The organism is Wenzhouxiangella sp. YN9, assembly GCF_056324165.1.
The window spans coordinates 1-21,363 of the sequence record NZ_JBJNIP010000053.1 but is presented as its reverse complement, the minus strand read 5'-3'; the positions used below and the strand labels follow the sequence as shown (position 1 = coordinate 21,363).

Here is a 21,363-nt window from a genome sequence, read left to right as displayed (position 1 = left end):
GCGTTGTGTTATCCGTCAGAGCACGCTGCGCGGCGGCAGCAGCACGCTGGCAAGGATCATGCCCGTGGTCAGCGCGATTGCGGTGACGCCGGCGAGAACGCCGGTTTCCAGCCCGGCGACCACGTCGTCTTGCAGCAGCGTGGCCAGGCTCCTCAGGCCGATGCTTCCGGGCACCAGCAGAATCAGGCCCGGAATATGAAGAATCGAGGAGGGGCGCCCCGAGAACTGTACGTAGAGATTGCCGGCCAGACCAACGGCAATGCCACCGAAAAAAGCGCCGATGATGGGGGCTTCCAGCCAGCCGCCAAGGCTGGCGCCGATCCAGGCGATGAACGACACCAGAAGAATCCAGATCCAGTCGCGCGTGTGAGCCTGGATCAGCATCATCAGCCCGCCAGCCGCGCAGACCAGGCCGGGCAGCGGCATCCAGGCAGGCCGGAACGATGATTCCGTCAGCGGAACGGCTCCGACAATGGCCTGCCCGGCCATGCCGCCCAGCACCAGACCGAAGGCCAGCAGGGCGAAGATGGTGACCGCAAACGACAGCCGCGACGATCCCGAAACCAGGTGGCCGGTGGAAAGCTCACGCGCCGCGGTGGTCAGATCCATGCCGGGCAGCAGGGGAATGATGGCCGCGAGGACGGCGGGCATCAGCGCCGTGCTGCCGTCGAACCCGCACCACAGGGAGCCGAGAAAGGCAATCAGCGCCGAGACCATGGGCATGATCAGGCGTGCGCGCTCGACATGCTGACGCATCCACCAGATGCTCAGGCCGGCCACCGCGCCCAGGGGTGCTGCCAGCAGCGTTTCGCGCCAGCCGCCGCCAAGGATTGGAGTCACGCCGCCGCCGATGAGCACGAAGGCCAGCACTTCCAGCCAGGCACCATAGAGCGGCGGCGCGCTGTCTATGGCGTGAACACGCTCATCGGCCTGCTGCGGGGTGGTGCGGCCGCTGTCGAGGTCGTCCATGACCTCGGCCAGATCGGCCAGCTTGGAGAGGTTGGCCGATCCCGGCTCGCAGCGCGCCAGAAAGGTTTCCTGCCGGTCGCCGTCCTTCAGGGAAATGATCAACGCCGTGGGCGTGGAGAAGAACTCGGCCTGCAGGCCAAGACGCTCGGCCATGATCTTCATGGCCGACTCCAGCCGATGAGCCGGCGAGCCCACGTTCAGCAGGGCGCGCCCGAGGTTGAGCACCAGCCGAACGTGGCGACTGGACAGGTCGGAAGGCTCCGTGCCGGTGGGGTCTTCAAGCGCTTTGTTCACCGATGTCTCCGAGGAATCTCAGCGAGTTCCCCGGAAGTGTCGCACAATTCAGCGCCGGTGCCGCGCAAGCTGCGTTACATGTGGCGTGCCCGGCTGAGTGCGTACCGGCGCAGAGCTGTCGCCGGTGTGGCCGTGGATCACTGGCGAAGCAACGATTCGGCGCGAGGATTGTTGACCCGGCACGAATGCGATCTGCATTCGTGCCGGGTCGGCAGGGGTGGGTTAGCGGCGGGTCTCGCTGACGCGCTCGCCTTCGATGACGGTGCCGATTGCATGGGTGGTGAATTCGAACGGATCGCCGTCGAACAGGGCAACGTCGCCGTCCTTGCCCACTTCCAGCGAACCGACGCGGTCGGCCAGGTTGAGAATGCGTGCCGGCGCCATGGTGACCATCTCCAGCGCCTGCTCAAAGGTAGCGCCGTGGGGCAGGGTCATGGCGGCTTCCAGCAGCACCACGCGGGTCTTGGGTACATAACCCTCGAAACCCGACTGCATGGCAACCTCGATGCCCGCGTCCATCAGCTGTGCGGCGGTGGTGAAAGCCATGTTGCGGGTGTCGCCGCCGGCCTGGGCTCGCGCCATGGTGGGGTGAATGATCACCGGCACGTCGGCGGCCTTGATCTCGTCGATCAGCAGATGCGCGTCGCTGGCGCCGGACAGGATCAGCCGGAAGCCGAATTCGTCGGCCAGCCGGAGGGCATTCATGATGTCGCTGTGGCGATGGGCCTGGATGATCAGCGGCACCTCGCCGGAGAGGACATCGACCACGGCATCCAGACCCAGGTCACGCGCCGGGGCCTTGTCGTTGTCGGCTGATTCGCGCTTGTCGCGGTAGTCCTGCGCGGCATAGAACTGTTCGCGCAGCATGGCCACCGCCTTGGAGCGGTTGCCCGGCGAAGAGCGCTCGTGGCGTGTCGCACCTGCGCCCAGCGTTGCTGCCAGGGCCGAGTACGGTCGCACGACGGCGTCATCAATGGTGCGGCCGGCGCTTTTGGCAATCAGCATCTGCCCGGAGACCACCTCACCCGGGCCGTGGCCGGTGTGCAGGGTGGTCACGCCGTGCTCGCGCTGCCATTCAACCAGCTTTTCCAGCGGGTTGTAGGCGTCGATGGCGCGCAGCTCCGGCTGGATGGCCGCCGAGCGTTCGAGCTGGTCCTGGTCGTCGGGCTGATTGAGATAGCCTGACAGGCCCACGGTGGCGCGCGCGTCGATCAGGCCGGGCGTGGCCACGGCCGATTCCAGCACCATGAGCCCGTCGGGGATTGCCGTCGAGCCGGCGGGGCCAACGGCGCTGATCTTGCCGTCGGTGATGACGACGACGCCGTTTTCGATCATCTTGCCCGGCGCGGTGTAGAGCTTGTCGGCGCGCACGGCAATGTCCTGCGCCAGAACGGGCAGGCTGACGAGCGCCAGCAGTGCCAGTATGGCCGTGTTGCGAATCATCTGGTTCATTCCGTGCCTCCGTGACCGTGAATGTGGCCCTTGCCGTCGTCGTCCGACAGCGCGTTGACGCCGCCTTCGGCAACCAGGCGGTCGTCAGGGTCGTTCAGGTTGAAGCGGCGCTTGCCCTCCACCCAGGTTTCGAGCACGCGGGTATAGACACTGAACGGGTCGCCGGAAAGGATCACGAAGTCGGCATCCTTGCCGGGCGTGAGCGAACCTGCGCGGTCGGCGATGTCGAGCATTTCCGCGCCGTTGATCGTGAGTGCTTCCAGTGCGGTCTCGCGTGACAGGCCGGCGCGGATGCCCATGGCGGCCATGCGCAGGAAATAGCGCGAGTCGGTCACCCAGTCGTCGGTGTGCACGGCGATCTTGGCGCCGGCCTTCTCCATGGCCGGGGCCGAGCGGGTCAGCATGTTCTTTGCCTCGAGCTTGCCGCCGGGGCTGTCGATCAGAATCAGCGACGCCGGAACGCCGGCAGCAGCGATCTCATCGGCCACGCGCCACGCCTCGGAGGTGTGGTGCAGCACCATGCGGAAGCCGAATTCCTCTTTCAGGCGGATCGCGGTCATCAGGTCGTCGTGACGATGGCTGTGAAAGTGCACCATGCGCTTGCCGCTGAGAATCTCGCTGAGGGCATCGAGCCCCAGATCACGCGCCGGCGCTTCGCCCGCCTTGGCGTTCTTTCTCTTGTCGGCGTATTCCTGTGCCTCGATGTAGGCTGCGCGCACCAGCGCTGCAGACTTGGCGCGCGTGCCCGGGAAGGGCGGCTTGCGCATCGGGTTGGTGCCGTTGGCCATTTTCATGCCGCCGGCAATGCCGCCGTCGTCGAAGCGGTAAGCCAGGTCGGTGATGGTGCGACCGTCGCGCAGCTTGAGGTAGACCGTCTGCCCGCTGATCAGGTAGCCCGAGCCGGGCATGATATTGACGCTGGTGATGCCGCCCGACAGTGCCCGCTTGAGGCCTGAGCTGAGAACGTTGACCGAATCCATTGCCCGGGTCTCGGGCTGAATCGGGCCGGAGCTGTCGGCGCCGGAAACCTCGCCGATGTGGCTGTGGGTGTCGACAATGCCGGGCATGATGACCGTGCCCGAGTCGAGTTCGGTGACTTCGGCGCCGGCAGGAATGTCGACTTGGTCGCGACTGCCGACGGCCTTGATCTTGCCGTCGACCACGATCAACGCGCCGTTTTCTACCGGATCACCGTCGACGGGAATGACCCTGGCCCCCACGAAGGCGTGGGTATCCGCCAGCGCAGCGGGTGAGATTGCGACCAGCAGCAGGCTTGCTGCCAGCCAGTGTGAAAGCTGTCTCAAGAGGCTCTCCTTGGGATTGACTGACAAGCTCAACAACATGTCAGGAGCAAAGGCGCAATGCAACCGGAAATGTTGCAGCGTGTGATCGGCATGGACTGAAACGACGGCAAATTGTGAGCTGGTTGCCGGCCTGGTTGACGTTCATCCACGGGCGCCGGGTCTGCCCAGCCCGACCGCAGTGCGATCGGGCCGGGCAGGCTGGCCCTGGCGGCCCTGTCAGGCGGCTTGCTGACGCATCTGCCGGGAGGCGGCCACCATGTTTTCCAGCGAGGCCCGGGTTTCTTCCCAGTCGCGGGTCTTGAGGCCGCAGTCGGGGTTGACCCACAGCCGATCGGGGTCGATCCGGCGGGCCGCCTTGTCCAGCAGCTCGGTGATCTCGGCTGCTGAAGGGACGCGCGGCGAGTGAATATCCCAGACGCCGGGGCCGATTTCATTGGGGTAGCGAAAATCGACAAAGCTGTCGAGCAGCTCCATGCGCGAGCGCGAGCTTTCTATGGAGATGACATCTGCATCCAGCGCGGCGATGGAGTCCATGATGTCGTTGAACTCGGAGTAGCACATGTGGGTATGGATCTGAGTGGCATCATCGACCACCGTTGACGCCAGGCGAAAGCAGTCGATGGCCCAGGACAGGTAGTCGGGCCAGTCGCGGCGGCGCAGTGGCAGCCCCTCGCGCAGGGCCGGCTCGTCGATCTGAATCACGCCGATGCCGGCGGCCTCCAGGTCCTTGACCTCATCGCGAATCGCCAGCGCGACCTGGCGGCAGGTTTCGCTGCGCGGCTGATCGTCGCGCACGAACGACCATTCCACGATGGTGACCGGGCCGGTCAGCATGCCCTTGACCGGGCGATCGGTCAGGCTTTGCGCATGGGTCGACCATTCGACCGTCATCGGCTCGGGTCGCTGTACGTCACCGAAGATGATCGGCGGCTTCACGTAGCGCGAGCCGTACGACTGCACCCATGCGTGCCTGGAAAAGGCGAAGCCATCGAGTTTTTCGCCAAAGTACTCGACCATGTCGTTGCGCTCGAATTCTCCGTGCACCAGCACGTCCAGCCCCAGTTCTTCTTGTGTGCGGATGGTTTTCTCGATTTCCTTGCGCAGGGCCTGGCGGTAGGAGTCGGCGTCGAGATCGCCGCGCCGATGCGCTGCCCGCAGCTTGCGGATCTCGGCGGTCTGGGGAAACGACCCGATGGAAGTCGTGGGGTATTTCGGCAGGTCGAGCCGTTGCCGCTGAATGGCCTGCCGTGTCGCATAGGGGTTGTTGCGCCGCAGGTCGTCATCGCTGATGGCCGAAACTCGGGAACGCACGGCCTGGTTGGTGGTCGCGCTTGACTTGCGGCGCGAGGCAATCGCCCGACGACTGGCCTCGAAACGCTCGCTGACTTGCTCACCTTGCCCGGCCAGCGCCTTGCTCAAGGCGTCGAGCTCATCCAGTTTCTGCCTGGAGAAGGCCAGCCACGATTTCAGTTCCCCGTCCAGCCCGGTTTCCAGCTCGAGGTCGATGGGACAGTGCAGCAGCGAGCACGACGGCGCAACCTGCAGGGAGCGGCTGCCCAGCACCTGCTGCGCCTGTTCGAGCATCTTCAGGCGCTGGTCGAGATCGGCGCGCCAGACGTTGCGGCCGTCAATCACGCCCAGCGAAACCAGCCAGTCCTGCGGGAGCTTGTCGGCAAGCCTGTCCAGCGTTTCCGGTGCGCGCACCAGGTCGAGATGTACGCCGTCGATATCCAGACCCGCCAGGGTCTCCAGGTTGCCGCCCGGGCCGGCAAAATAGCTTGCCACCAGCAACTTCGGGTCGGATGTTCCCAGCACCTCGTAGGCGCGCTGCATGGCCAAACGCCGGGCAGCGGTCGAATCAAGGCCGAGAACGGGCTCGTCGAGCTGCACCCAGGTGGCACCGGCAGCGGCCAGTTGCTCAAGCAGTTGTGTGTAGACCGGCAGGAGCGATTCGAGCAGCTCCAGCGGGTCGAAGGCTGCATCGCGACCCTTGCCCAGGCTCAGGAAACTGACCGGGCCGATCAGCACCGGTCGGGTGTCGATGCCCAGGGCCTGCGCCTCTTCGAATTCCTCGACCGCTTTGCTGGAAGACAGCGCAAAGGTCTGCCCAGCCTCGAATTCCGGCACGATGTAGTGATAGTTGGTATCAAACCATTTGGTCATCTCCATGGCCGTGGCGTCCTGTCTGCCACGCGCCATGGCGAAACAGGTGTCCAGATCGACCTCCGAACCGACCGACCCGAAACGCTCCGGCACGGCGCCGACCGTTGCCGCCATGTCGAGCACCTGGTCGTAGAGAGAGAAGTCATTGCAGGGAATCACGTCGATTCCTGCCTCGTGCTGCATCTTCCAATGGCTGCGGCGCAGCTCCGAGGCGACCTGCAGCAGTTCGGCCTGGTCGATGTCCCCGCGCCAGTACTTTTCGGTTGCCTTCTTGAGCTGTCGCTTCGCGCCGATGCGTGGAAAACCAAGATTAGCGGACTGGATCTTCATCTTTCCTTCCTTTGTTGGCGTTCGGAAAAGCTTCTTCCTTCGCGACTGCGGCGTCATTTGCCGCTGCCGGGACAGAAGCCGAGATCGACTCCAGAAGATCGAGCAGCCGTTGTTGTGCGGCCGTTGGGCAGGGGGTGGGCGCGGGGAGCTCGGTCAGAACCTGCCGTGCGGCGTCTGCGCGTGAGCGCCGCCGGGGCAACACGAACAGCCACGCCAGGATCACATCTTCAGGATCGACGTCGCGACCGTCCGAATACAGTGCTTTACGCAGCAGGCCACCGGGGTCGTCCGATTCTGGATCGAAACGCGTGGCGGCATGGTTGTGAAGTGAACGGCTGGCGTGCGCTTCGGTTCTGTCATTTCGGGAGTTTCCCGCTGGCTTGTAGCGCGCCATCAGGACCGCCCCGAAATCGAGCGGGGTGCTGTTGCAGCAAACATGTCGATACCTCCACCGGTCCACCCCGACCGGTTCTTCCGGATGTCATGGTGATGGCAGGTCTCCTGGCTTGCGGCATCAAACACTTCGCCTTCCCGGCCCGGCGGGGTTGCTCGGACCAGTGGCATCAGGAAGTGTCCTGACCGCCTACAGTTGCGGGGGCAGCTTCGGATTCAACGGCATGAGATCACCGCCTGACCGAATTCCCTGTTAGTCCCTTGCGGGAACCATCGATTTCATCCTAACGCAAATGCGAAGCCGTTGTGCATGAATGCCGGCGGACGGTTGCTCGAGCCGTTGATCAGTAATCGTCCAGGCGCGGTGTTCTGCGCGCCCGCTTGATCTCCTTGCGCCGCTGCTTTTTCTTCTTCCAACGCCTTTTTGCCGATCGGCTCGGCCGGGTGGGGATGCGCTTTTTCGGCCGCTGATGAGCGCGCTCGATCAGCGCGGCCAGACGTTCACGCGCTTCCTCGCGATTGCGGTGCTGGCTGCGATGGGTTTTCGCCTCGATCGTGATCACGCCGTCGGTACCGGCGCGCCTTCCGGCCAGATCCAGCAGGCGAATCTTTACCGGCTGCGCCAGAAAACCTGAATTGAGCACGTCGTAGCGCAGCTGTACTCCGGTTTCGGTGCGGTTGACATGTTGCCCACCCGGGCCACCGGCCAGGATGAATTGTTCATCCAGCTCGTTTTCAGGCGGCAGGAAACGTCGGGAAACGGCAGGCATCGGTAGCCACCATTGAACGCCGTGGGGCGCAATAAAGCAAGCCCGCCGCTGCCGGCCGGCGCGTGCTCGAGGCGCGCCGGCGGCCGCAGCAAAGGGCAGCGGCCGCCTGGCTGATCGGAGCGGGTGCAGTGGCATGATCCAGCTCCCGGTTTCGTAAGTGTGGTTTCAGGGCCAGGCCCTGAGAACCGCAGTAATCAACCATCGGGAGGAATTTCATGCAAGATCAACAACACAACGCACCGGTCAGCCTCGGGAACTGGATGCTGACGCTGCTCATCACCTTCATTCCGCTGCTCAACCTGATCATGCTGCTGGTGTGGGCGTTTTCCGGCTCCACGCCGCCAAGCAAGGCCAACTGGGCCAAGGCAGCGCTGCTGTGGATGGTGATCTTCATCGCTCTGAGCATCGTGTTCGGTCTGATGGGCGGGGCGCTCGCCAACCTCTGACGCCTTGTCGCCCGGCGGCCCGTCATTTCGGGGCAGTTGGGCGCGGCCTCCCGCCTTCCTGCTCGTCGGCACCAGCGGCCTCGGCACAGGCTGAGCAGTCGGTGTCGACTGCCTGCGATTCGAAGTAGACTGTCAGCTCCTGCCGCGAAAGAGGAGGTCTGCCATGCTCGAACAGATCGGGTTCGTGCTGACTACGGTTCTGGGGCTGGACGACAATGACCTGACGGTCTGGCAGATGGCGGCGCGCGCCATCGTCGCCTATCCTGTCGGCATCGCTTTTGTTCGTATCGGCAAGAAACGCTTCATGGGCGATTTCACCGCCTTCGACGTGATCATGGGCATCATCATCGGGTCGATTCTCGCGCGGGCAATCACCGGCAACAGTCCGTTCTTCGAGAGCCTCGGTGCAGGGTTCGTGCTGGTCTTGCTCCACTACCTGCTGGCCCTGCTTTCCTACAACATCGAGTGGCTCGGAGGCATCGTCAAGGGATCGGGCAGCACGCTGGTCGTCGACGGCGAGATTCAGTGGAAGGCCATGCGCACAAGCCACATCAGCGAGCGTGATCTGATGGGTGCGCTGCGCGAGAAGGGCGGCCTCGACAGCCTCGAGCAGGTGAAGCTGGCGCGGCTGGAGCGCAGCGGCAACATCAGCGTGGTGGCCGCCGGCAAGTTGGAGTGGAGTTAATGGCAAAAGTCGGCCGAAATGAACCCTGCCGTGCGGCAGCGGCAAGAAATACAAGCAGTGCCGCGGCCGCCCGGGTGCATCGGCATCGAACGACGATCATTCCGGCAGCGACCCGGAGATCCCGCCGGAGGCGATGAGTGAACTCTTCACCGAGCACATCCGGCGCCACTACGCCAACTGGGCTGATGAACCGATCCCCGCGCTGGGCGACAAGACGCCGCGGGAGGCCATGGCCACGCCGGCCGGTCTGGAGCGGGTGAAAGGGCTGCTGCGCAGCGACGAAGCCCGTGAGCGGGAAATGGCGAATGAGGATGGCAGGGAACCGATTTCCTACCAATTCCTGTGGGATGCGCTGGGAATTGAGCGCGACCACTGAAGCATGAAAAGTTCTGTCGGGGGATGAGCAGTTGCGAGCGTATTGACGTACGTACGAGATAGCGTACAATGCCATTGTCAACTGACTCATGCGGTGCACACCATGGCCGGCATTACAGCCACCGAGGCAAGAAGCAATCTCTATCGACTGATCGACGAAACGGCCGAATCCCATCAGCCGATCGTGATCACCGGCAAGCGCAACAAGGCGGTTCTCGTCGCCGAGGAGGATTGGGCGGCCATCCAGGAGACGTTGTTTCTGCTCTCCGTACCCGGAATGCGCGAATCCATTCGGGAGGGCATGACCAGTTCCGTCGATGAATGCGATGAGGAACTGGACTGGTGAACTGGAAGCTTGTCTACACCAGACAGGCCCAGAAAGACGCCAGGAAGCTCGCATCCAGCGGGCTGAAGCCCAACGCCCGGGAACTGCTGGCCGTTATCGCCGAAGATCCATTCCAGCGACCGCCGCCGTTCGAGAAACTCGTGGGCGACCTGGCCGGCGCCTGTTCGCGCCGCATCAACATCCAGCACCGCCTGGTCTACCAGGTGCTCGAGGATCGGAAAGTCGTCAAAGTGCTGCGATTATGGAGCCACTACGAGTAGCTGTTCCCAAGCCGCGCGTTCATCCGTGGACGACTTCATCACGCTCGCTGCTCTGAGCGATTGCGTGGGATCGTGCGCTTGAGAAGGGGCTCCAGGCGCGGCGGAGCGATGCCGGCGTGCGTTTACCGCAGGATCAGCGCTGCCCCGGTGACGATCAGCAGCACGTAGACCACCTGCCGGAACCTGTGCTCATCGAGCCGGTGGTGCAGGAATTCACCCAGAAAATAGCCCGTCGCGAGCACGGGCAGGTACGCTGTCACCTGCGGCAGGGCGGGGATCAGCGTGCCGTCGAGTGCGAATGCGACGGTCAGGCCGACATTGAGGCTGAACCAGACCGTGACCAGCGAGGCACGCATGCTGCCCTTGTGCAGCTGCCTGCCGGCCATGGCATAGACCAGCAGCGGCCCGCCGGAAGCGAACAGACCGTGGGTGATGCCGGCGGCGAAGGTGAGGCTGCGGCTCAGCCAGGGCGGGTGCGGCGGCGTGGTCACGTTGCGCAGCAGGCGCCAGAACTCGCGAGCGGCGAACCAGATGATCAGAACGCCGAGCAGGGTCTTGAGCAGGCTCTCGCCCAGCCACGGTCGCAGCAAGTAGCCGGCCAGTGTGCCGGCGGCCATCAGCGGCAGGATGAGCTTGAGCAGCAGCGCCTTGTCGATGTGATGGCGGTTTTTCCAGGCGATGGTTCCGGTCATGAAGATGTTGAGCGGCACCAGCACCGGCAGCATGCTCGCAATCGGCAGCAGCAGGGCGCCCAGCGACAGGGCGATGACGATCGAGCCGAAACCGGTGACGGCCTCGATGGTTGACGACAGCAGAATACAGGCGCCCAGCCACAGCCAGGGAAGCATCACTGATCCTCTTGACTGAAGCGGTTTTTGTCGAGATGGGCGGCAAAGTAGTCGAAGGCCTCGGCCGAGCTCTTTTGCGGCCGGTAGCCGAACTCTTCTTTCAGGCGGCGGTTGGAGAGCACGGGGCGATAGCGCAGGAAGTCGATCTGCTCCGGCCCGGTCGGCTTGCCCCGCCAGCGGCCGATGCGCAGCCACAGGCGCACCAGGCCGACGGGCACGATGAGCGCTGGTTTGCCCAGGCGGCGGGCGATCTCGCGCATCGTCAGCGCTCCGTCGCCGGCCAGGTTGTAGATGCCTTCGGCGTCCTCGCGAATGCCCTTTTCCAGGATCGCGAGCACGTCTTCGTCCCAGATGAACACGAACGGCGTGTCGTGGCCCTTGAGCACCAGAATGCGCCGGGCGGTGAACAGGTCGGTGATCTGGTTGCGGGTTTCTGCGCCCAGCACCGTGCCGGGGCGCAGTATGAGCTGCTTGAGCTCGGGCCTGAGCTTGCGGTAGCGCGCCAGCATTTCCTCGATGCGGCGCTTGTGGTCGGCGTAAGCGAAGTTTTCGTTGCCCCTCAGGGGCGCATCCTCGTCGATCCAGTCGGGGTTGTCGGCGTGGTAGCCGTAGACCGCGCCCGAACTGCTTACCGTGAGGTGCTGCACTCCGGCTTCCAGGCAGGCCTGGACGACGTTGCGCGTGCCGCCGACGTCGATATCGAAGTCGCGATTGATGTCGCCGGAGGCCTTGAGCACGGAGGCCAGGTGCACGACGTGGGTAATGTCGCGGCTGCGCATGACCTCGACCAGGTCTCTTGATCTGATATCAAGCACTTGCAGCGGAAAGCTCAGGTTGTCTCGTTTGCGGATGTCGGTACCGAAAACCTCGAAATCGTGGGCCAGGCGGTTGCCCAGCTTGTGGCCGATATAGCCGGCCGCGCCGGTGATCAGGATGCGCTTGCTCATGTCGGGTCTCCGGGGGGTTCGGCCGCCGGCGCCACGGGCGGCCTTCGCGCCCAGAACTGCGAGAGCGTGATGCCGGCGATCAGGTGCCACACGCCCCAGAAGCCGGCGATGAGCAGCATGCCGCCGGCGGTCGGGAAGAAGGTGAACAGGATGACCAGCGCCAGGCCGGAGTTCTGGATGCCGACTTCCATGGTCACCGCGCGCCGGTCGGCGGCCGGCAGGCGGAAGGCGCCGGCCATGCCCAGCCCCAGGCAGAAGGCGAGCAGGTTGTGGCCGATCACGAGCCAGGCGAACGTCCGGAACTTCGCCAGGAAAGTATCGAAGTTCATGGCCAGCGCGATACCGGCAAAGGCCAGCAGCACCAGCAGGGAGAAGATGCGCAGCGGCTTCTCGCTCCTGGCCGCCAGCCCGGGCCAGTGGCGGCCGGTGAGCATGCCCAGCACCAGCGGGGCGCCGAGCACCAGCACCACCAGTATCAGGATGTTGCCCGGATCGAGGCTGATCTCGGTCAGGTAGCTGCGGGTGTGGGGATTGAGCCAGCCGTAGAAGGCAAAGTTCAGCGGCGTCAAGACAATAGCGGCAAGACTCGAGACCGCGGTCATCGACACCGACACGGCCACCGAGCCGCGGGCCATGAAGGTCATGATGTTGGAGAAATTGCCGCCGGGGCAGGCCGCGATGAGGATCATGCCCAGAGCGATTTCCGCATCGAGCGCCAGCAGCCAGGTGACCAGGCAGGTTGCCGCGGGCAGCAGCAGAAACTGTGCCACCAGCCCCACCGCGGGAGCGACCGGCATCCTGATCACGCGGACGAAGTCGGCCGGGCGCAGCGTCAGCGCCACGCCGAACATCATCAGCGCCAGGATGGCGTTGAGCAGAATCAGACTTTCCGGATTGAAGTGCACTGTGATGCCGCCCCTTTGTTTTAGCCTTTAGGTTCCTCGTGCATCTTCTTGAAATGCATCAGCCCCGGTGCCCACATGTGCTTGACCGGATCGACATCGACGTGAATGACCGCGCAGCCGCCGTGCTCGAGCGCGCGTTCGAGCGCGGGCTTGAGCTCGGCGGCATCGGAAACCCGCTCGCCGTGGGCGCCCATCGCCTCGGCGACCTTGTCGAAGGCGATTTCGCCGAGATCGGCCTTGATGGTTTCCTCGGACTTGAGCGACTTGAACATGAGTGTTTTCAGTGGCTTGAGAGAGAATTGCTGATTCATTTTTACCATGCCCCACTGCTTGTCGCACAGCACCAGGTAGATGACCCGGAGCTTGTTGCGTACGGCCGTTTCGATCTCCTGCGGGTGAAAGCCGAAGGCGCCGTCGCCGATGATGCAGCACACCGGATGATCGGGACGGGCCACGGCTGCGCCGATGGCCTGGGCGACGCCGGCGCCGAGCATGCCGAACTTGAAGGTCGACAGCACGCGATTGGGCACGCGGGCGTGGTGGTAGAACATCGCCCAGATGGCGGTGTTGCCGCCGTCGGCCACCATCGGTGAATCGGGGTCGAAAACCTGGTTGCACACGGCAGCGACGTGGGCGGGGTGCATCGGCACCGAATCGTCTTCCAGCGCCTTGTCGAAGTCGGCCCGATCGCTCTCGATCTGCTTGCCGTATTCACCAATCCGGTTGCGGCGGGCGTCGAGCGGCCCGACCTCGCGCTCGGCCAGCGCCCGGGCCAGGGCATCCAGAAATTTGCCGATATCGGCCTGAATGGCCAGGTTGGCCGGTTTGTTGAGCCCCAGCATGCCGGCGTCGATATCGACCTGAATGGTGGTCTGCTCGGATGCCTTGCGCCAGTACGGCGGCTTGCCCCACCAGTCGGTCTCGCCCACGCGCGAGCCCAGAATCAGCACCGCATCGGCGTCGTTTCGCACTTTGTTGTTGAGCTTCACGTGGGGCATGGGAATGGCCAGCGGCGAGTCTTCGGCCAGCACGCCCCGGGCGGCCCAGCTTGTGGTGACCGGCGCCTGAAGCTGCTCGGCCACGCGCTCGAGCGCGTCGAAGGCCTGTGCGTGGATGACGCCGCTGCCGGCGTGAATCATCGGAAACCTGGCCAGCGAGAGCAGCTTGGCGGCCTGCTCGACCTGCTCCGGGGCCGGGGTGATCGTTGCGGTGCTGCGGTAGTGCCCTGGTTCCCACAGGGCGGGCAGCGACTTGAACTTGCCGTTGAGGATGGTTTCGGGAATATCAACGTGAACGACCCCCGGCCGGCCGTCGAAGCAGGCGCGAAAGGCCTTGCGCATCAGCTCAGGTACACGCTCCCACGACGAGACCGCCTGCGAGAACTTGCTGGTGTGGCCGATCATGCCGACCTGATCGAAGCACTGATAGGCGCCGCCGCGATCCGGGTACATGATTTCGGGCCGGCGCGCGCTGGTGATGGCCAAAACGCGGTTGCCTTCGGCGTGTTCCACCACCAGGCCGGGCAGCAGGTTGGCCACACCGGGGCCGTTGGAGGCCATGCACACCCCCAGCCGGCCGGTCAGCCTGGCGTAGGCGGCGGCCATGTGCGCCGCCGAAGTCTCGTGACGCGGCGTGATGATCTTGATGCCCAGCCGGTGCAGCGCCGAGTATAAGCCGAAGTAAGTGCCGTCGATGATGCCAAAGATTTTTTCGACGCCCTCGGCCTGGAGCATGCGGGCGATCAGCTCGCCGCCGGGATGATCTGCCATCACCGCCTCGCTTGAATGGGTTGGCCGCACTGCTTTTGCAGTGAGAGTGCAGCCCAGTGTAGGTGAATATCATCCGGCGCGCGGGCGTGATCCAGGGGCGTCGGGCCGTCAGCCCGGCTTGTCGGCAGGGTGATGGGTTTCACATATTGGATGGCGTTTGCGCGGTTTTCGTGAAAGTCTTCGCGTTATCAGTCTATATTGTTGGAGTCGACGAATAGGGGGCGTCGGCATTCATGAACTTCCAGAACGGGAGGAAACAATGAAAAAAGTACTGACACTCGGGCTGTTGCCCGCCCTGGCGCTGCTGCTGGTGGCCTGCGCTTCCCGACCACCGGTTCCTGACGACCAGATGGCCGTGGCGCGAAACGCGATCGAGTATGCCGTTGAAATGGGCGCCCGCGATCATGCAACCCAAGAGCTGGAGGATGCGCGCCAGCACCTGGCCGAAGCTGAAAAGGCGATCGAACAGGATGAGAACGTGATCGCGCGCCAGCTCGCACTCGAGGCCGAAAAGATTGCGCGCCTGGCGGATTTGAAGGCGCGTTCGGCGCGCAGCCGCAGCCAGGTCGAGGCGCTCGATGAAACGGTCGAGGCGCTGCAGGAAGAAATTGCCGGAGAAACGGGAGGTGGTTCATGAAACGCATAGACCTCAGAATTCTTTTTGCGGCAGCTGCCGCCGCCGCGCTGCTGGCCGCCTGCGCCACCACTCCAGAGCCGCTGCCGGAGCTTGAGCGGGCCGAGGCTGCCGTGGATGCCCTGGTGTCCGATTCTCAGGTTCGCAAGTATGCCCCGGCACAGCTGCGGGAGGCCGAGTCCCTCCTCGATCGTGCCCAGAAGCGCTGGCAGGAAGGCGCGCCCAGAGCCGAGCTGTTGCATCTGTCGCAGTTGACTCAGACACAGGTCGGCATCGCGCGTGAGACCACCGAGCTGAATCGCCTGGAGGCGCGCGTGGACGAGCTCAGCGCTCGACGCGATGTGCTGCGGCTGGAGGCACGGGCTGCCCGTGCCGAACGCCAGGCAGAGCGTATTGCCGCCGAGCGCACCCGGGCAGAAGCCGAAGCGGCGCAGGCCGAAGCCGAACGTCTGGCCGAGCGCGCTCGACGTGCACGCGCCGAAGAAGCCGCATCGGAAGCTGAAAGAGAACGGGCCATGGCCCAGCGTGAAGCGCAGGAAGAGCGTGAGCAGCGCATGCTGGCTGAGCACCGCGCCCAGGAGCTGGAGCAAGAGGCGCAGCGCATGCGCGAGCAGGCCGACCGGCTTCAGGAGCAGATTGCCGAACTCGAGGCCCGGCCCACCGAGCGCGGGCTGGTGCTGACGCTTGGCAGTGACGTGCTGTTCGATCTCGACAAATCCGAGTTGCGCGAAGGTGCGCAGCGCACCATCGAGCGCATTGCAGACTTCCTCATGGAGTATGAGGAACGACAGGTGCTGGTTGAGGGCTTTACCGACTCGACCGGTGCGCGCGACTACAACATGGATCTGTCTGATCGCCGCGCAGCCTCGGTCCGCGATGCGCTGGTCGAGCGCGGCGTCGACGAGGCACGCGTTCGCACGCGCGGTTATGGGCCGGACTATCCGGTGGCCACCAATGAAACCCAGGCCGGCCGCCAGCTCAATCGCCGCGTCGAGGTCATCATTTCCGATGATGACGAGGACGTGCCGGCACGTACCGACTGAGTCGGCATCCACCTGCTTCCCCGCCGGCCAGGCGGTCGGCGGGGAGCAATTCGCGGCCCCTTTGTCCGGGGTGACGCGTTAACATATCCTTCATGAGTCGTCGCCTGACACCGATGCTCCCGGCAGGAGCCGTGCTCCTGCTTTTCCTGGGGCGGCATGTGTTGTCGTCCGCATGAATACCGTTTAATCTTGAATTGACTCGCGACTGCGCGGTTGCTGAAGAGGAGCTCGGATGATGAATCCTCGAGCGTGGGGACGACCATGGGTGCGATGGTTCGGTCGGGGTTTTGCGGGCCGAAAGAGGTTCTCCAGAAAGCGCCTGAACCGGACATGCCGCCGGTGACTTCTCTCAAGCGCAATCTCAACTGGTTTTTTGTGGTGATTTTCGTCATCGGCAGCGTGGTGCTCGCCTGGGGCCTGCACACGCAATGGCGCGGCATTGTCGAGCGCCATGAAATCCGCCAGGCCAGCCAGATCACGACCATCAGCAATGCCACCGAGGCGGTGCTTCACAGCCAGGAGATTCTGCTCAGCCTGATCGGCGGGCAGCTGGTCTTGCACTGGCGGATGGACCAGCTCGACGCCGTTGAGGTCACGCTCGACAGCATGCTCGAGACCAACCAGGCGGCAGTCGGCTATGCGCTGCTGGACCCGGCGCAGAACCCGATCATCGCGCGCTGGCGAGAACCGCGGCCTGAAGAACAACAACAGCCGTTTCGCCCGGCCGGCCCCGACACCTGCGGGGCGGCCGAATCAGCCCGGGTCATGGTCGTCGGCCGGGCCTACCGGGTCGAGTCGATGGGCCGCTGGCTGATTCCGGTGTGCCAGGCCATACACGGCGCTTCCGGTAACGTCACGGGCTTCGTCTCGGCCGCGCTGGTGCTGGGCGGCCCGGATTCGTTCTTTGCCGAGCAGGCGACGCTGGGGCGCTCCAACATCGTTCAGATCGTGCGCGAGTCCGACCTCAGCTCGCTGCTCTGGGCCACGGCCCTCGACTTGCCGGCTGAATATCTGGCGCGCCCGATTTCACGCCAGGTCTACGAGCAGGCCATCGCTTCTGCAATGCGGCTGAGCGGGCAGTCCTTCGAAACTATCCGATCCAGCGGCGAGCCGTATCCCTATCGCCTGAAGACCACGCTTGGGCCGCAGATGGGCATGGCGTTGCACGAACAAAGGTACGGCTTGTGGGTGCTCACGCAGACCAACCGCGACGAGCTGATCGGCGAGTTTCTGAGCGCCGCGTGGGTCTATGTCGCCATTTTTCTTGCCGCGCTGTTGAGCATTCTGGCGGTTTTGCTTGCCATTGGTCGGGCCGAGCGTCGGCGCCGCGCTGATCTGGTCTATCAGGCGCACCATGACATGCTGACCGGCCTGCCCAACCGGCAGTCCGTGCGCGCCAGATTTGAAATCATGCAGCGTCGTTTCGACGATCAATTCACGCTGATGTTCGTCGACATGGACAACTTCAAGGCCGTCAACGATGGCTTCGGGCATATGCAGGGCGACGCTGTGTTGAGGTCGCTGGGCCGTCGGCTCGATGAGTTCGCGCAGGCCCATGAGCACGTCGCCCGGGTCGGCGGTGACGAGTTCGTGGTGATGACGCCGGAAACCGATTCGCAGCAGCTGCTTGCGCGCGGCGAAGCGCTGGTCGAACGCCTGTCCGAGCGCTACAAGGTCGACGGTGTCACTTTCGAGCTGGGCTGCAGTGTCGGCATTGCCCGCCTGGCCGATGCCGGGTCGTCGCTCAATGATCTGCTCAGAGCCGCGGATGTCGCAATGTATTCGGCCAAGCGTCATCACAACGCAGCCAGCCTGTATGAGCCGACCATGGGCCGTGTCTATCTTGAAAACATTCAGATAGAGCAGCGCCTGCGGCTGGCTCTTGACGGCGATCTGATCCACATGGCCTATCAGCCGCAGGTGGACTGGCAGGGACGGATCGTTGGCATCGAGGCGCTGGCGCGCTGGCATGATCCGGAGCTGGGCGAGGTCGGGCCGGCGCGTTTCATTGCCATCGCCGAGACATCCGGTCTGATCGAAAAGCTGGGTGATCATCTGATGGCGCGCTGCCTTGAAGACGCCCACCGGATTGTCGCGCAGCAAAGAACGCCGCTGCGGCTATCAATCAATGTCTCGGTCAGGCAGTTCCTGCAGCCGGACTTTCCGCGGCAGGTCATCAAGAGGCTGGGCGAGCTCGATCATTCGAAGATAACCCCCATTCTCGAAATTACCGAAAACCTGTTCGCTGAGGATTATGCTTCCCTGGCGGCAGGCATCAAGACGCTGCATCGGGCTGGAATTCGCATTGCGCTGGACGACTTCGGCACCGGGTTTTCATCGCTTGCCATGCTGCGCAACCTGCCCATCGACGAGCTCAAGATCGACAAGAGCTTCGTCGACGATCTCGAAGCCGAAGAGACTTCACGCACGCTCGTTCAAAGCATCCTGGCCATCGGCCGCAACCACGACATGCGCGTGGTTGCCGAAGGCGTCGAGACGCAGCGTCAGTTCGAGATCCTGCGCGCCGACGGCTGCGAAGTATTCCAGGGCTTCCTGTTTTCAAAGCCGCTGTCGCTGGAGCGCCTGCTCGACGAGCTTGCCGACAAGACATCCGGATAAACCTGAAGGAGGAAGGATCATGCATCTGGAAGGCTCATGTCATTGCCAGCGGGTGCGATTCAGCGTCGAGTCGCCGCATCCCTATCCCTTCAACCACTGCTACTGCTCGATCTGTCGCAAGACAGCGGGCGGCAGCGGCTGTGCCATCAACCTCGGCGCGCTGGCCGAAACGCTTCAGGTCGAGGGCCGTGAACACGTTCGCATCTATTGCGCCGAGATCGACGGCGAGACCAGCCCCGGCCAGCGCAACTTCTGCGGCCATTGCGCCAGCGCGCTGTGGGTGTTCGACCCGCGCTGGCCGGACCTGATCCATCCCTTTGCCTCGGCCATCGACACCGACTTGCCCAAGCCGCCCGAACGCAACCACTTGATGCTGGGCAGCAAGGCCAACTGGGTCGAGGTGCCGGAAGGGCGCGACGAGCATCACTTCGAGCAATACCCGAACGAGAGTCTGGCCCAGTGGCACGAGCGGCTCGGCTTGAGCCGCTGACGCCCAGGCGCCGCGTGATCTGCTGATCCCTACCAGCCGCGACAGCGCTCCAGCTGCCGGATGGAAGCGTTCTGCGCATCCACCATCCAGAAATGCTCGAACTGGCCGCCGGTGGCGCAGGCGTGGTTGGGCAGAACGCGCAAGCGCCGGCCGATGGGAAAGTCGCCCAGATCCAGCGGCTCACCGTCGCGGCGGGCCAGAATGCCGTGCTCCTGGCTGGTGGCGCGCACGATGACCTCGGGCGACAGGGCGTGGCCGGCCTCGTCGCGGACCACGCCATAGCCCCGGTCGATGGCCTGCTCGGCCGTGCCGCGATCGCGCGAAAGCGACATCCAGCCGGCATCGACAATGGCCTGCCCGTGCTCGCCGCGGTGGCCGATCACCTCGCACAACACCGACAGGGCAATGTCGTCGATCGCGCACACGCCGATACCGGCCATCACCAGATCCATGAACGCGTAAACGCCGGCGCGCACTTCGCTCACGCCGGCAAGGTCGCGGGCGAACAGCGCCGTGGGCGTCGAACCCACGCTGACCGTGGGCGACTCGAAGCCGGCCCGGCGCAGGGAATCAGCCGCGGCAACCGCCGCATCGCGCTCGGTATCCGCCATCGCGTGCAGGCAGCCGTGATCGCGACAGGCATACGAGCCGCCGGCGTGCACCATCACCCCGGCCGGCGTAGCGCCGCCCTCATGCAGCGTCATTGCCGCGCCCAGCAGAGCCGGATCGTCCGGCCGAAAGCCGGCGCGCTGGCCGTCGGCGTCGACTTCCAGCAGCACCTTGAAATCCACCCCGAACCGCCCGGCGGCAGCGGCCACGGCCCCGGCGGCATCGGGATGATCGAGCACCAGCGTCAGCTTCATGCCCGCGGCAACGCGCCGCGAAACCTCGCCCAGTTTGCCCGGCGCAATGCCCACGGCATAGAGCAGATCGTCGATACCCGCAGCAAAGAAATGATCCGCCTCGGCCAGCGTCGAAACCGCCGCACCCCCCGGATGCCCCCGCAACATCCGCTCGGCCAGCTCGATATTCTTGACCGTCTTCAGATGCGGCCGAAGCGGCACGCCCAGCCGCTCAAGCTGGTCATCCATACGCGCCAGGTTGCGCGCCAAACGACCCTCATCGACCAGCAGGGCAGGGGTAGTCAGCTCAGCCAGATTCATCATCACCCATCCTTCCGATCTCCCGACACTTCAGTACCCTGATCCCAACCCGACTGCCATCCTGCCTTAAAACCACCCTTGAACCAACCCGCCGCCTGTTGCATGATTGATCGTGACGGCTTGGCAGCCGAAACAAGGGGGCGGAACACTCGCCATGCAACACCACATCCCGAATCCCGATTCGCACACGGAGCGAGGCCGGCCTCGCATCCTTTCGCCGGAAAGCCGGGCCAACAGCCGCGTGCTAAATGGCAGAAGTGCCGGATTCGATGCTCGCTGTGATGATCGGCTGCATGCTAAGCGTAAGAATTGCCATCTAGTTGTTAGTTATGAGGCAGGAAATCGTTAATGGCTGATCCAATAACCATTTCTCTTATGGTGGCGGCTGGCATCGCTACCTCTTGGTACGTCCAGACGAAGCGAAAACCTAACGAGTCGAGTGCCTCAACACCGCCACCTCAGGAACAGCCCCGTACGGATTTGGATTGGGACGGCCTCGAATGTGCCCTTGCTAGCTCGATAGCATCGCAGATTGCGCAATTTGAAAGGGCTCACCCTACGGAAACCTTCTATGGGTTCGCTCTGGACTGTAATGCGACCTACGCCGACATTCTGTTCTGCCTGAATACTCCCGAATCGCTTGAGGCTACCGTTCGTGAGTACGCGGAGAGCGACAAACCGGAAGATATCCAAAGGGAAAGAGAGGAGCTTAAGTGGGGGCTTGGAGACTGGCGATATCAGGGTTTCAATTTTGAGTCAGCCTCTTGGCGCAGCGAAGTCCCAATGATGGGTGATGTTTCTGAACTGCCCAACCCGGAGGATGCTGAGAAGTTTCTTCTCACCTGCTGCCGCGCACTCGTGCGCGCTGAGAAAACCGGCGCGTTCCACGGCCTTAGAAAGACGCCGGATTTCAGAGTTGCCTGCATCGACCATGATGAGGATCTAGTGTCGGGAGACGAGCGCCTTGAGAGTGTCCGCGAATCCTCATAACAAGTCGCTCAAGTACGTTCCGGCCCTCGGAACGTGTCAACATATTCCCAACACATCGGCGACGATTTCTATGTAACAACCTCGGGCAGCTCGGCGCTGACCGGTGTTGGTGAGACTTCGAACGCACCTGGTGTGCCGAGTAACTCCGTTGCGGTCTGACCATCGTCG

General features: G+C 63.9%; 21 protein-coding genes and 1 riboswitch. Of the genes, 10 read left to right on the top strand and 11 right to left on the bottom strand.

The window, feature by feature from the left end:
• Positions 1-15: 15 nt before the first annotated feature.
• The 6 genes from ACEWQ0_RS01525 to arfB form a co-directional block, all read right to left on the bottom strand.
• Entirely contained in the window at positions 16-1,263 is a 1,248-nt protein-coding gene (locus ACEWQ0_RS01525) for a threonine/serine exporter family protein (protein WP_476484288.1), read from the bottom strand.
• A gap of 222 nt (positions 1,264-1,485) precedes the next feature.
• Positions 1,486-2,715 (bottom strand): amidohydrolase family protein, encoded by a 1,230-nt coding sequence (locus tag ACEWQ0_RS01520; protein WP_476484287.1) that lies wholly within the window; start codon positions 2,713-2,715, stop codon positions 1,486-1,488.
• On the bottom strand, positions 2,712-4,019 hold the full coding sequence (locus ACEWQ0_RS01515) for an amidohydrolase family protein (RefSeq protein ID WP_476481569.1): 1,308 nt from the start codon (positions 4,017-4,019) through the stop codon (positions 2,712-2,714). The genes ACEWQ0_RS01520 and ACEWQ0_RS01515 overlap by 4 nt, the downstream gene beginning before the upstream one ends.
• Positions 4,020-4,235: 216 nt before the next feature.
• Positions 4,236-6,512, bottom strand: coding sequence for a 5-methyltetrahydropteroyltriglutamate--homocysteine S-methyltransferase (gene metE / locus ACEWQ0_RS01510; RefSeq protein ID WP_476484286.1), 2,277 nt, complete (start codon positions 6,510-6,512; stop codon positions 4,236-4,238).
• Positions 6,493-6,906 carry a hypothetical protein gene (locus tag ACEWQ0_RS01505; RefSeq protein WP_476484285.1) on the bottom strand — a complete coding sequence of 138 codons (414 nt, stop codon included), beginning with the start codon at positions 6,904-6,906 and terminating at the stop codon, positions 6,493-6,495. The genes metE and ACEWQ0_RS01505 overlap by 20 nt, the downstream gene beginning before the upstream one ends.
• 80 nt (positions 6,907-6,986) lie before the next feature.
• A riboswitch (cobalamin riboswitch) is annotated at positions 6,987-7,195 on the bottom strand.
• Between the two features lie 54 nt (positions 7,196-7,249).
• Positions 7,250-7,675: an alternative ribosome rescue aminoacyl-tRNA hydrolase ArfB gene (arfB, locus tag ACEWQ0_RS01500; RefSeq protein WP_476481566.1), complete on the bottom strand. Its 426-nt coding sequence runs from the start codon at positions 7,673-7,675 to the stop codon at positions 7,250-7,252.
• Between the two features lie 215 nt (positions 7,676-7,890).
• Between arfB and ACEWQ0_RS01495 the strand changes: the two genes are divergently transcribed.
• The 5 genes from ACEWQ0_RS01495 to ACEWQ0_RS01475 all read left to right on the top strand — a co-directional run bounded on the left by ACEWQ0_RS01495 (position 7,891) and on the right by ACEWQ0_RS01475 (position 9,787).
• Positions 7,891-8,121, top strand: coding sequence for a hypothetical protein (locus ACEWQ0_RS01495; RefSeq protein WP_476481565.1), 231 nt, complete (start codon positions 7,891-7,893; stop codon positions 8,119-8,121).
• A 163-nt stretch (positions 8,122-8,284) separates the two neighbouring features.
• On the top strand, positions 8,285-8,806 hold the full coding sequence (locus ACEWQ0_RS01490) for a DUF421 domain-containing protein (RefSeq protein WP_476484284.1): 522 nt from the start codon (positions 8,285-8,287) through the stop codon (positions 8,804-8,806).
• A 133-nt stretch (positions 8,807-8,939) separates the two neighbouring features.
• Complete coding sequence (locus ACEWQ0_RS01485) at positions 8,940-9,182, top strand: antitoxin Xre/MbcA/ParS toxin-binding domain-containing protein (protein WP_476484283.1); 243 nt, start codon at positions 8,940-8,942, stop codon at positions 9,180-9,182.
• A gap of 102 nt (positions 9,183-9,284) precedes the next feature.
• The gene (locus ACEWQ0_RS01480) at positions 9,285-9,527 is read left to right on the top strand and encodes a type II toxin-antitoxin system Phd/YefM family antitoxin (protein WP_476484282.1); all 243 of its coding nucleotides are present in this window, start codon (positions 9,285-9,287) and stop codon (positions 9,525-9,527) included.
• Positions 9,524-9,787 (top strand): Txe/YoeB family addiction module toxin, encoded by a 264-nt coding sequence (locus tag ACEWQ0_RS01475; protein ID WP_476484281.1) that lies wholly within the window; start codon positions 9,524-9,526, stop codon positions 9,785-9,787. The genes ACEWQ0_RS01480 and ACEWQ0_RS01475 overlap by 4 nt, the downstream gene beginning before the upstream one ends.
• 122 nt (positions 9,788-9,909) lie before the next feature.
• Here ACEWQ0_RS01475 and ACEWQ0_RS01470 read toward each other — a convergent pair whose 3' ends face one another.
• Genes ACEWQ0_RS01470 through ACEWQ0_RS01455 form a run of 4 tightly spaced genes read right to left on the bottom strand, consistent with a single transcriptional unit; the run spans position 9,910 to position 14,256 of the window.
• Positions 9,910-10,635 (bottom strand): sulfite exporter TauE/SafE family protein, encoded by a 726-nt coding sequence (locus tag ACEWQ0_RS01470; protein WP_476484280.1) that lies wholly within the window; start codon positions 10,633-10,635, stop codon positions 9,910-9,912.
• A complete protein-coding gene (locus ACEWQ0_RS01465; RefSeq protein WP_476484279.1) occupies positions 10,635-11,582 on the bottom strand; it encodes an SDR family oxidoreductase in 948 nt (315 codons plus the stop codon). The genes ACEWQ0_RS01470 and ACEWQ0_RS01465 overlap by 1 nt, the downstream gene beginning before the upstream one ends.
• Positions 11,579-12,487 (bottom strand): bile acid:sodium symporter family protein, encoded by a 909-nt coding sequence (locus tag ACEWQ0_RS01460; RefSeq protein ID WP_476484278.1) that lies wholly within the window; start codon positions 12,485-12,487, stop codon positions 11,579-11,581. The genes ACEWQ0_RS01465 and ACEWQ0_RS01460 overlap by 4 nt, the downstream gene beginning before the upstream one ends.
• A 20-nt stretch (positions 12,488-12,507) precedes the next feature.
• Positions 12,508-14,256: a thiamine pyrophosphate-binding protein gene (locus ACEWQ0_RS01455; RefSeq protein WP_476484277.1), complete on the bottom strand. Its 1,749-nt coding sequence runs from the start codon at positions 14,254-14,256 to the stop codon at positions 12,508-12,510.
• Between the two features lie 259 nt (positions 14,257-14,515).
• On the opposite strand from ACEWQ0_RS01455, the gene ACEWQ0_RS01450 reads away from it, so the two are divergent.
• The 4 genes from ACEWQ0_RS01450 (at position 14,516) to ACEWQ0_RS01435 (ending at position 19,042) form a co-directional block, all read left to right on the top strand.
• On the top strand, positions 14,516-14,893 hold the full coding sequence (locus tag ACEWQ0_RS01450; protein ID WP_476481553.1) for a DUF4398 domain-containing protein: 378 nt from the start codon (positions 14,516-14,518) through the stop codon (positions 14,891-14,893).
• Positions 14,890-15,933, top strand: a complete 1,044-nt coding sequence (locus ACEWQ0_RS01445) for an OmpA family protein (protein ID WP_476484276.1) — start codon at positions 14,890-14,892, stop codon at positions 15,931-15,933. The genes ACEWQ0_RS01450 and ACEWQ0_RS01445 overlap by 4 nt, the downstream gene beginning before the upstream one ends.
• A gap of 339 nt (positions 15,934-16,272) precedes the next feature.
• Positions 16,273-18,552, top strand: coding sequence for a putative bifunctional diguanylate cyclase/phosphodiesterase (locus ACEWQ0_RS01440; RefSeq protein ID WP_476484275.1), 2,280 nt, complete (start codon positions 16,273-16,275; stop codon positions 18,550-18,552).
• Between the two features lie 19 nt (positions 18,553-18,571).
• Complete coding sequence (locus tag ACEWQ0_RS01435) at positions 18,572-19,042, top strand: GFA family protein (RefSeq protein WP_476481550.1); 471 nt, start codon at positions 18,572-18,574, stop codon at positions 19,040-19,042.
• Positions 19,043-19,071: 29 nt separating this feature from the next.
• On the opposite strand, the gene ACEWQ0_RS01430 is transcribed toward ACEWQ0_RS01435, so the two are convergent.
• Positions 19,072-20,208 (bottom strand): alanine racemase, encoded by a 1,137-nt coding sequence (locus tag ACEWQ0_RS01430; RefSeq protein WP_476484274.1) that lies wholly within the window; start codon positions 20,206-20,208, stop codon positions 19,072-19,074.
• A 345-nt stretch (positions 20,209-20,553) separates the two neighbouring features.
• On the opposite strand from ACEWQ0_RS01430, the gene ACEWQ0_RS01425 reads away from it, so the two are divergent.
• A complete protein-coding gene (locus ACEWQ0_RS01425) occupies positions 20,554-21,195 on the top strand; it encodes a DUF4303 domain-containing protein (RefSeq protein ID WP_476481548.1) in 642 nt (213 codons plus the stop codon).
• The last annotated feature ends 168 nt before the right edge of the window (positions 21,196-21,363 follow it).

What these genes read in the sequence shown, in the direction of transcription:
- ACEWQ0_RS01520 (WP_476484287.1), bottom strand. Translation starts at nt 2,715, where the DNA reads ATGAACCAGATGATTCGCAACACGGCCATACTGGCACTGCTGGCGCTC.
- metE (WP_476484286.1), bottom strand. Translation starts at nt 6,512, where the DNA reads ATGAAGATCCAGTCCGCTAATCTTGGTTTTCCACGCATCGGCGCGAAG.
- ACEWQ0_RS01505 (WP_476484285.1), bottom strand. Translation starts at nt 6,906, where the DNA reads ATGGCGCGCTACAAGCCAGCGGGAAACTCCCGAAATGACAGAACCGAA.
- arfB (WP_476481566.1), bottom strand. Translation starts at nt 7,675, where the DNA reads ATGCCTGCCGTTTCCCGACGTTTCCTGCCGCCTGAAAACGAGCTGGAT.
- ACEWQ0_RS01495 (WP_476481565.1), top strand. Translation starts at nt 7,891, where the DNA reads ATGCAAGATCAACAACACAACGCACCGGTCAGCCTCGGGAACTGGATG.
- ACEWQ0_RS01490 (WP_476484284.1), top strand. Translation starts at nt 8,285, where the DNA reads ATGCTCGAACAGATCGGGTTCGTGCTGACTACGGTTCTGGGGCTGGAC.
- ACEWQ0_RS01485 (WP_476484283.1), top strand. Translation starts at nt 8,940, where the DNA reads ATGAGTGAACTCTTCACCGAGCACATCCGGCGCCACTACGCCAACTGG.
- ACEWQ0_RS01480 (WP_476484282.1), top strand. Translation starts at nt 9,285, where the DNA reads ATGGCCGGCATTACAGCCACCGAGGCAAGAAGCAATCTCTATCGACTG.
- ACEWQ0_RS01470 (WP_476484280.1), bottom strand. Translation starts at nt 10,635, where the DNA reads ATGCTTCCCTGGCTGTGGCTGGGCGCCTGTATTCTGCTGTCGTCAACC.
- ACEWQ0_RS01465 (WP_476484279.1), bottom strand. Translation starts at nt 11,582, where the DNA reads ATGAGCAAGCGCATCCTGATCACCGGCGCGGCCGGCTATATCGGCCAC.
- ACEWQ0_RS01455 (WP_476484277.1), bottom strand. Translation starts at nt 14,256, where the DNA reads ATGGCAGATCATCCCGGCGGCGAGCTGATCGCCCGCATGCTCCAGGCC.
- ACEWQ0_RS01450 (WP_476481553.1), top strand. Translation starts at nt 14,516, where the DNA reads ATGAAAAAAGTACTGACACTCGGGCTGTTGCCCGCCCTGGCGCTGCTG.
- ACEWQ0_RS01445 (WP_476484276.1), top strand. Translation starts at nt 14,890, where the DNA reads ATGAAACGCATAGACCTCAGAATTCTTTTTGCGGCAGCTGCCGCCGCC.
- ACEWQ0_RS01435 (WP_476481550.1), top strand. Translation starts at nt 18,572, where the DNA reads ATGCATCTGGAAGGCTCATGTCATTGCCAGCGGGTGCGATTCAGCGTC.
- ACEWQ0_RS01430 (WP_476484274.1), bottom strand. Translation starts at nt 20,208, where the DNA reads ATGATGAATCTGGCTGAGCTGACTACCCCTGCCCTGCTGGTCGATGAG.
- ACEWQ0_RS01425 (WP_476481548.1), top strand. Translation starts at nt 20,554, where the DNA reads ATGGCTGATCCAATAACCATTTCTCTTATGGTGGCGGCTGGCATCGCT.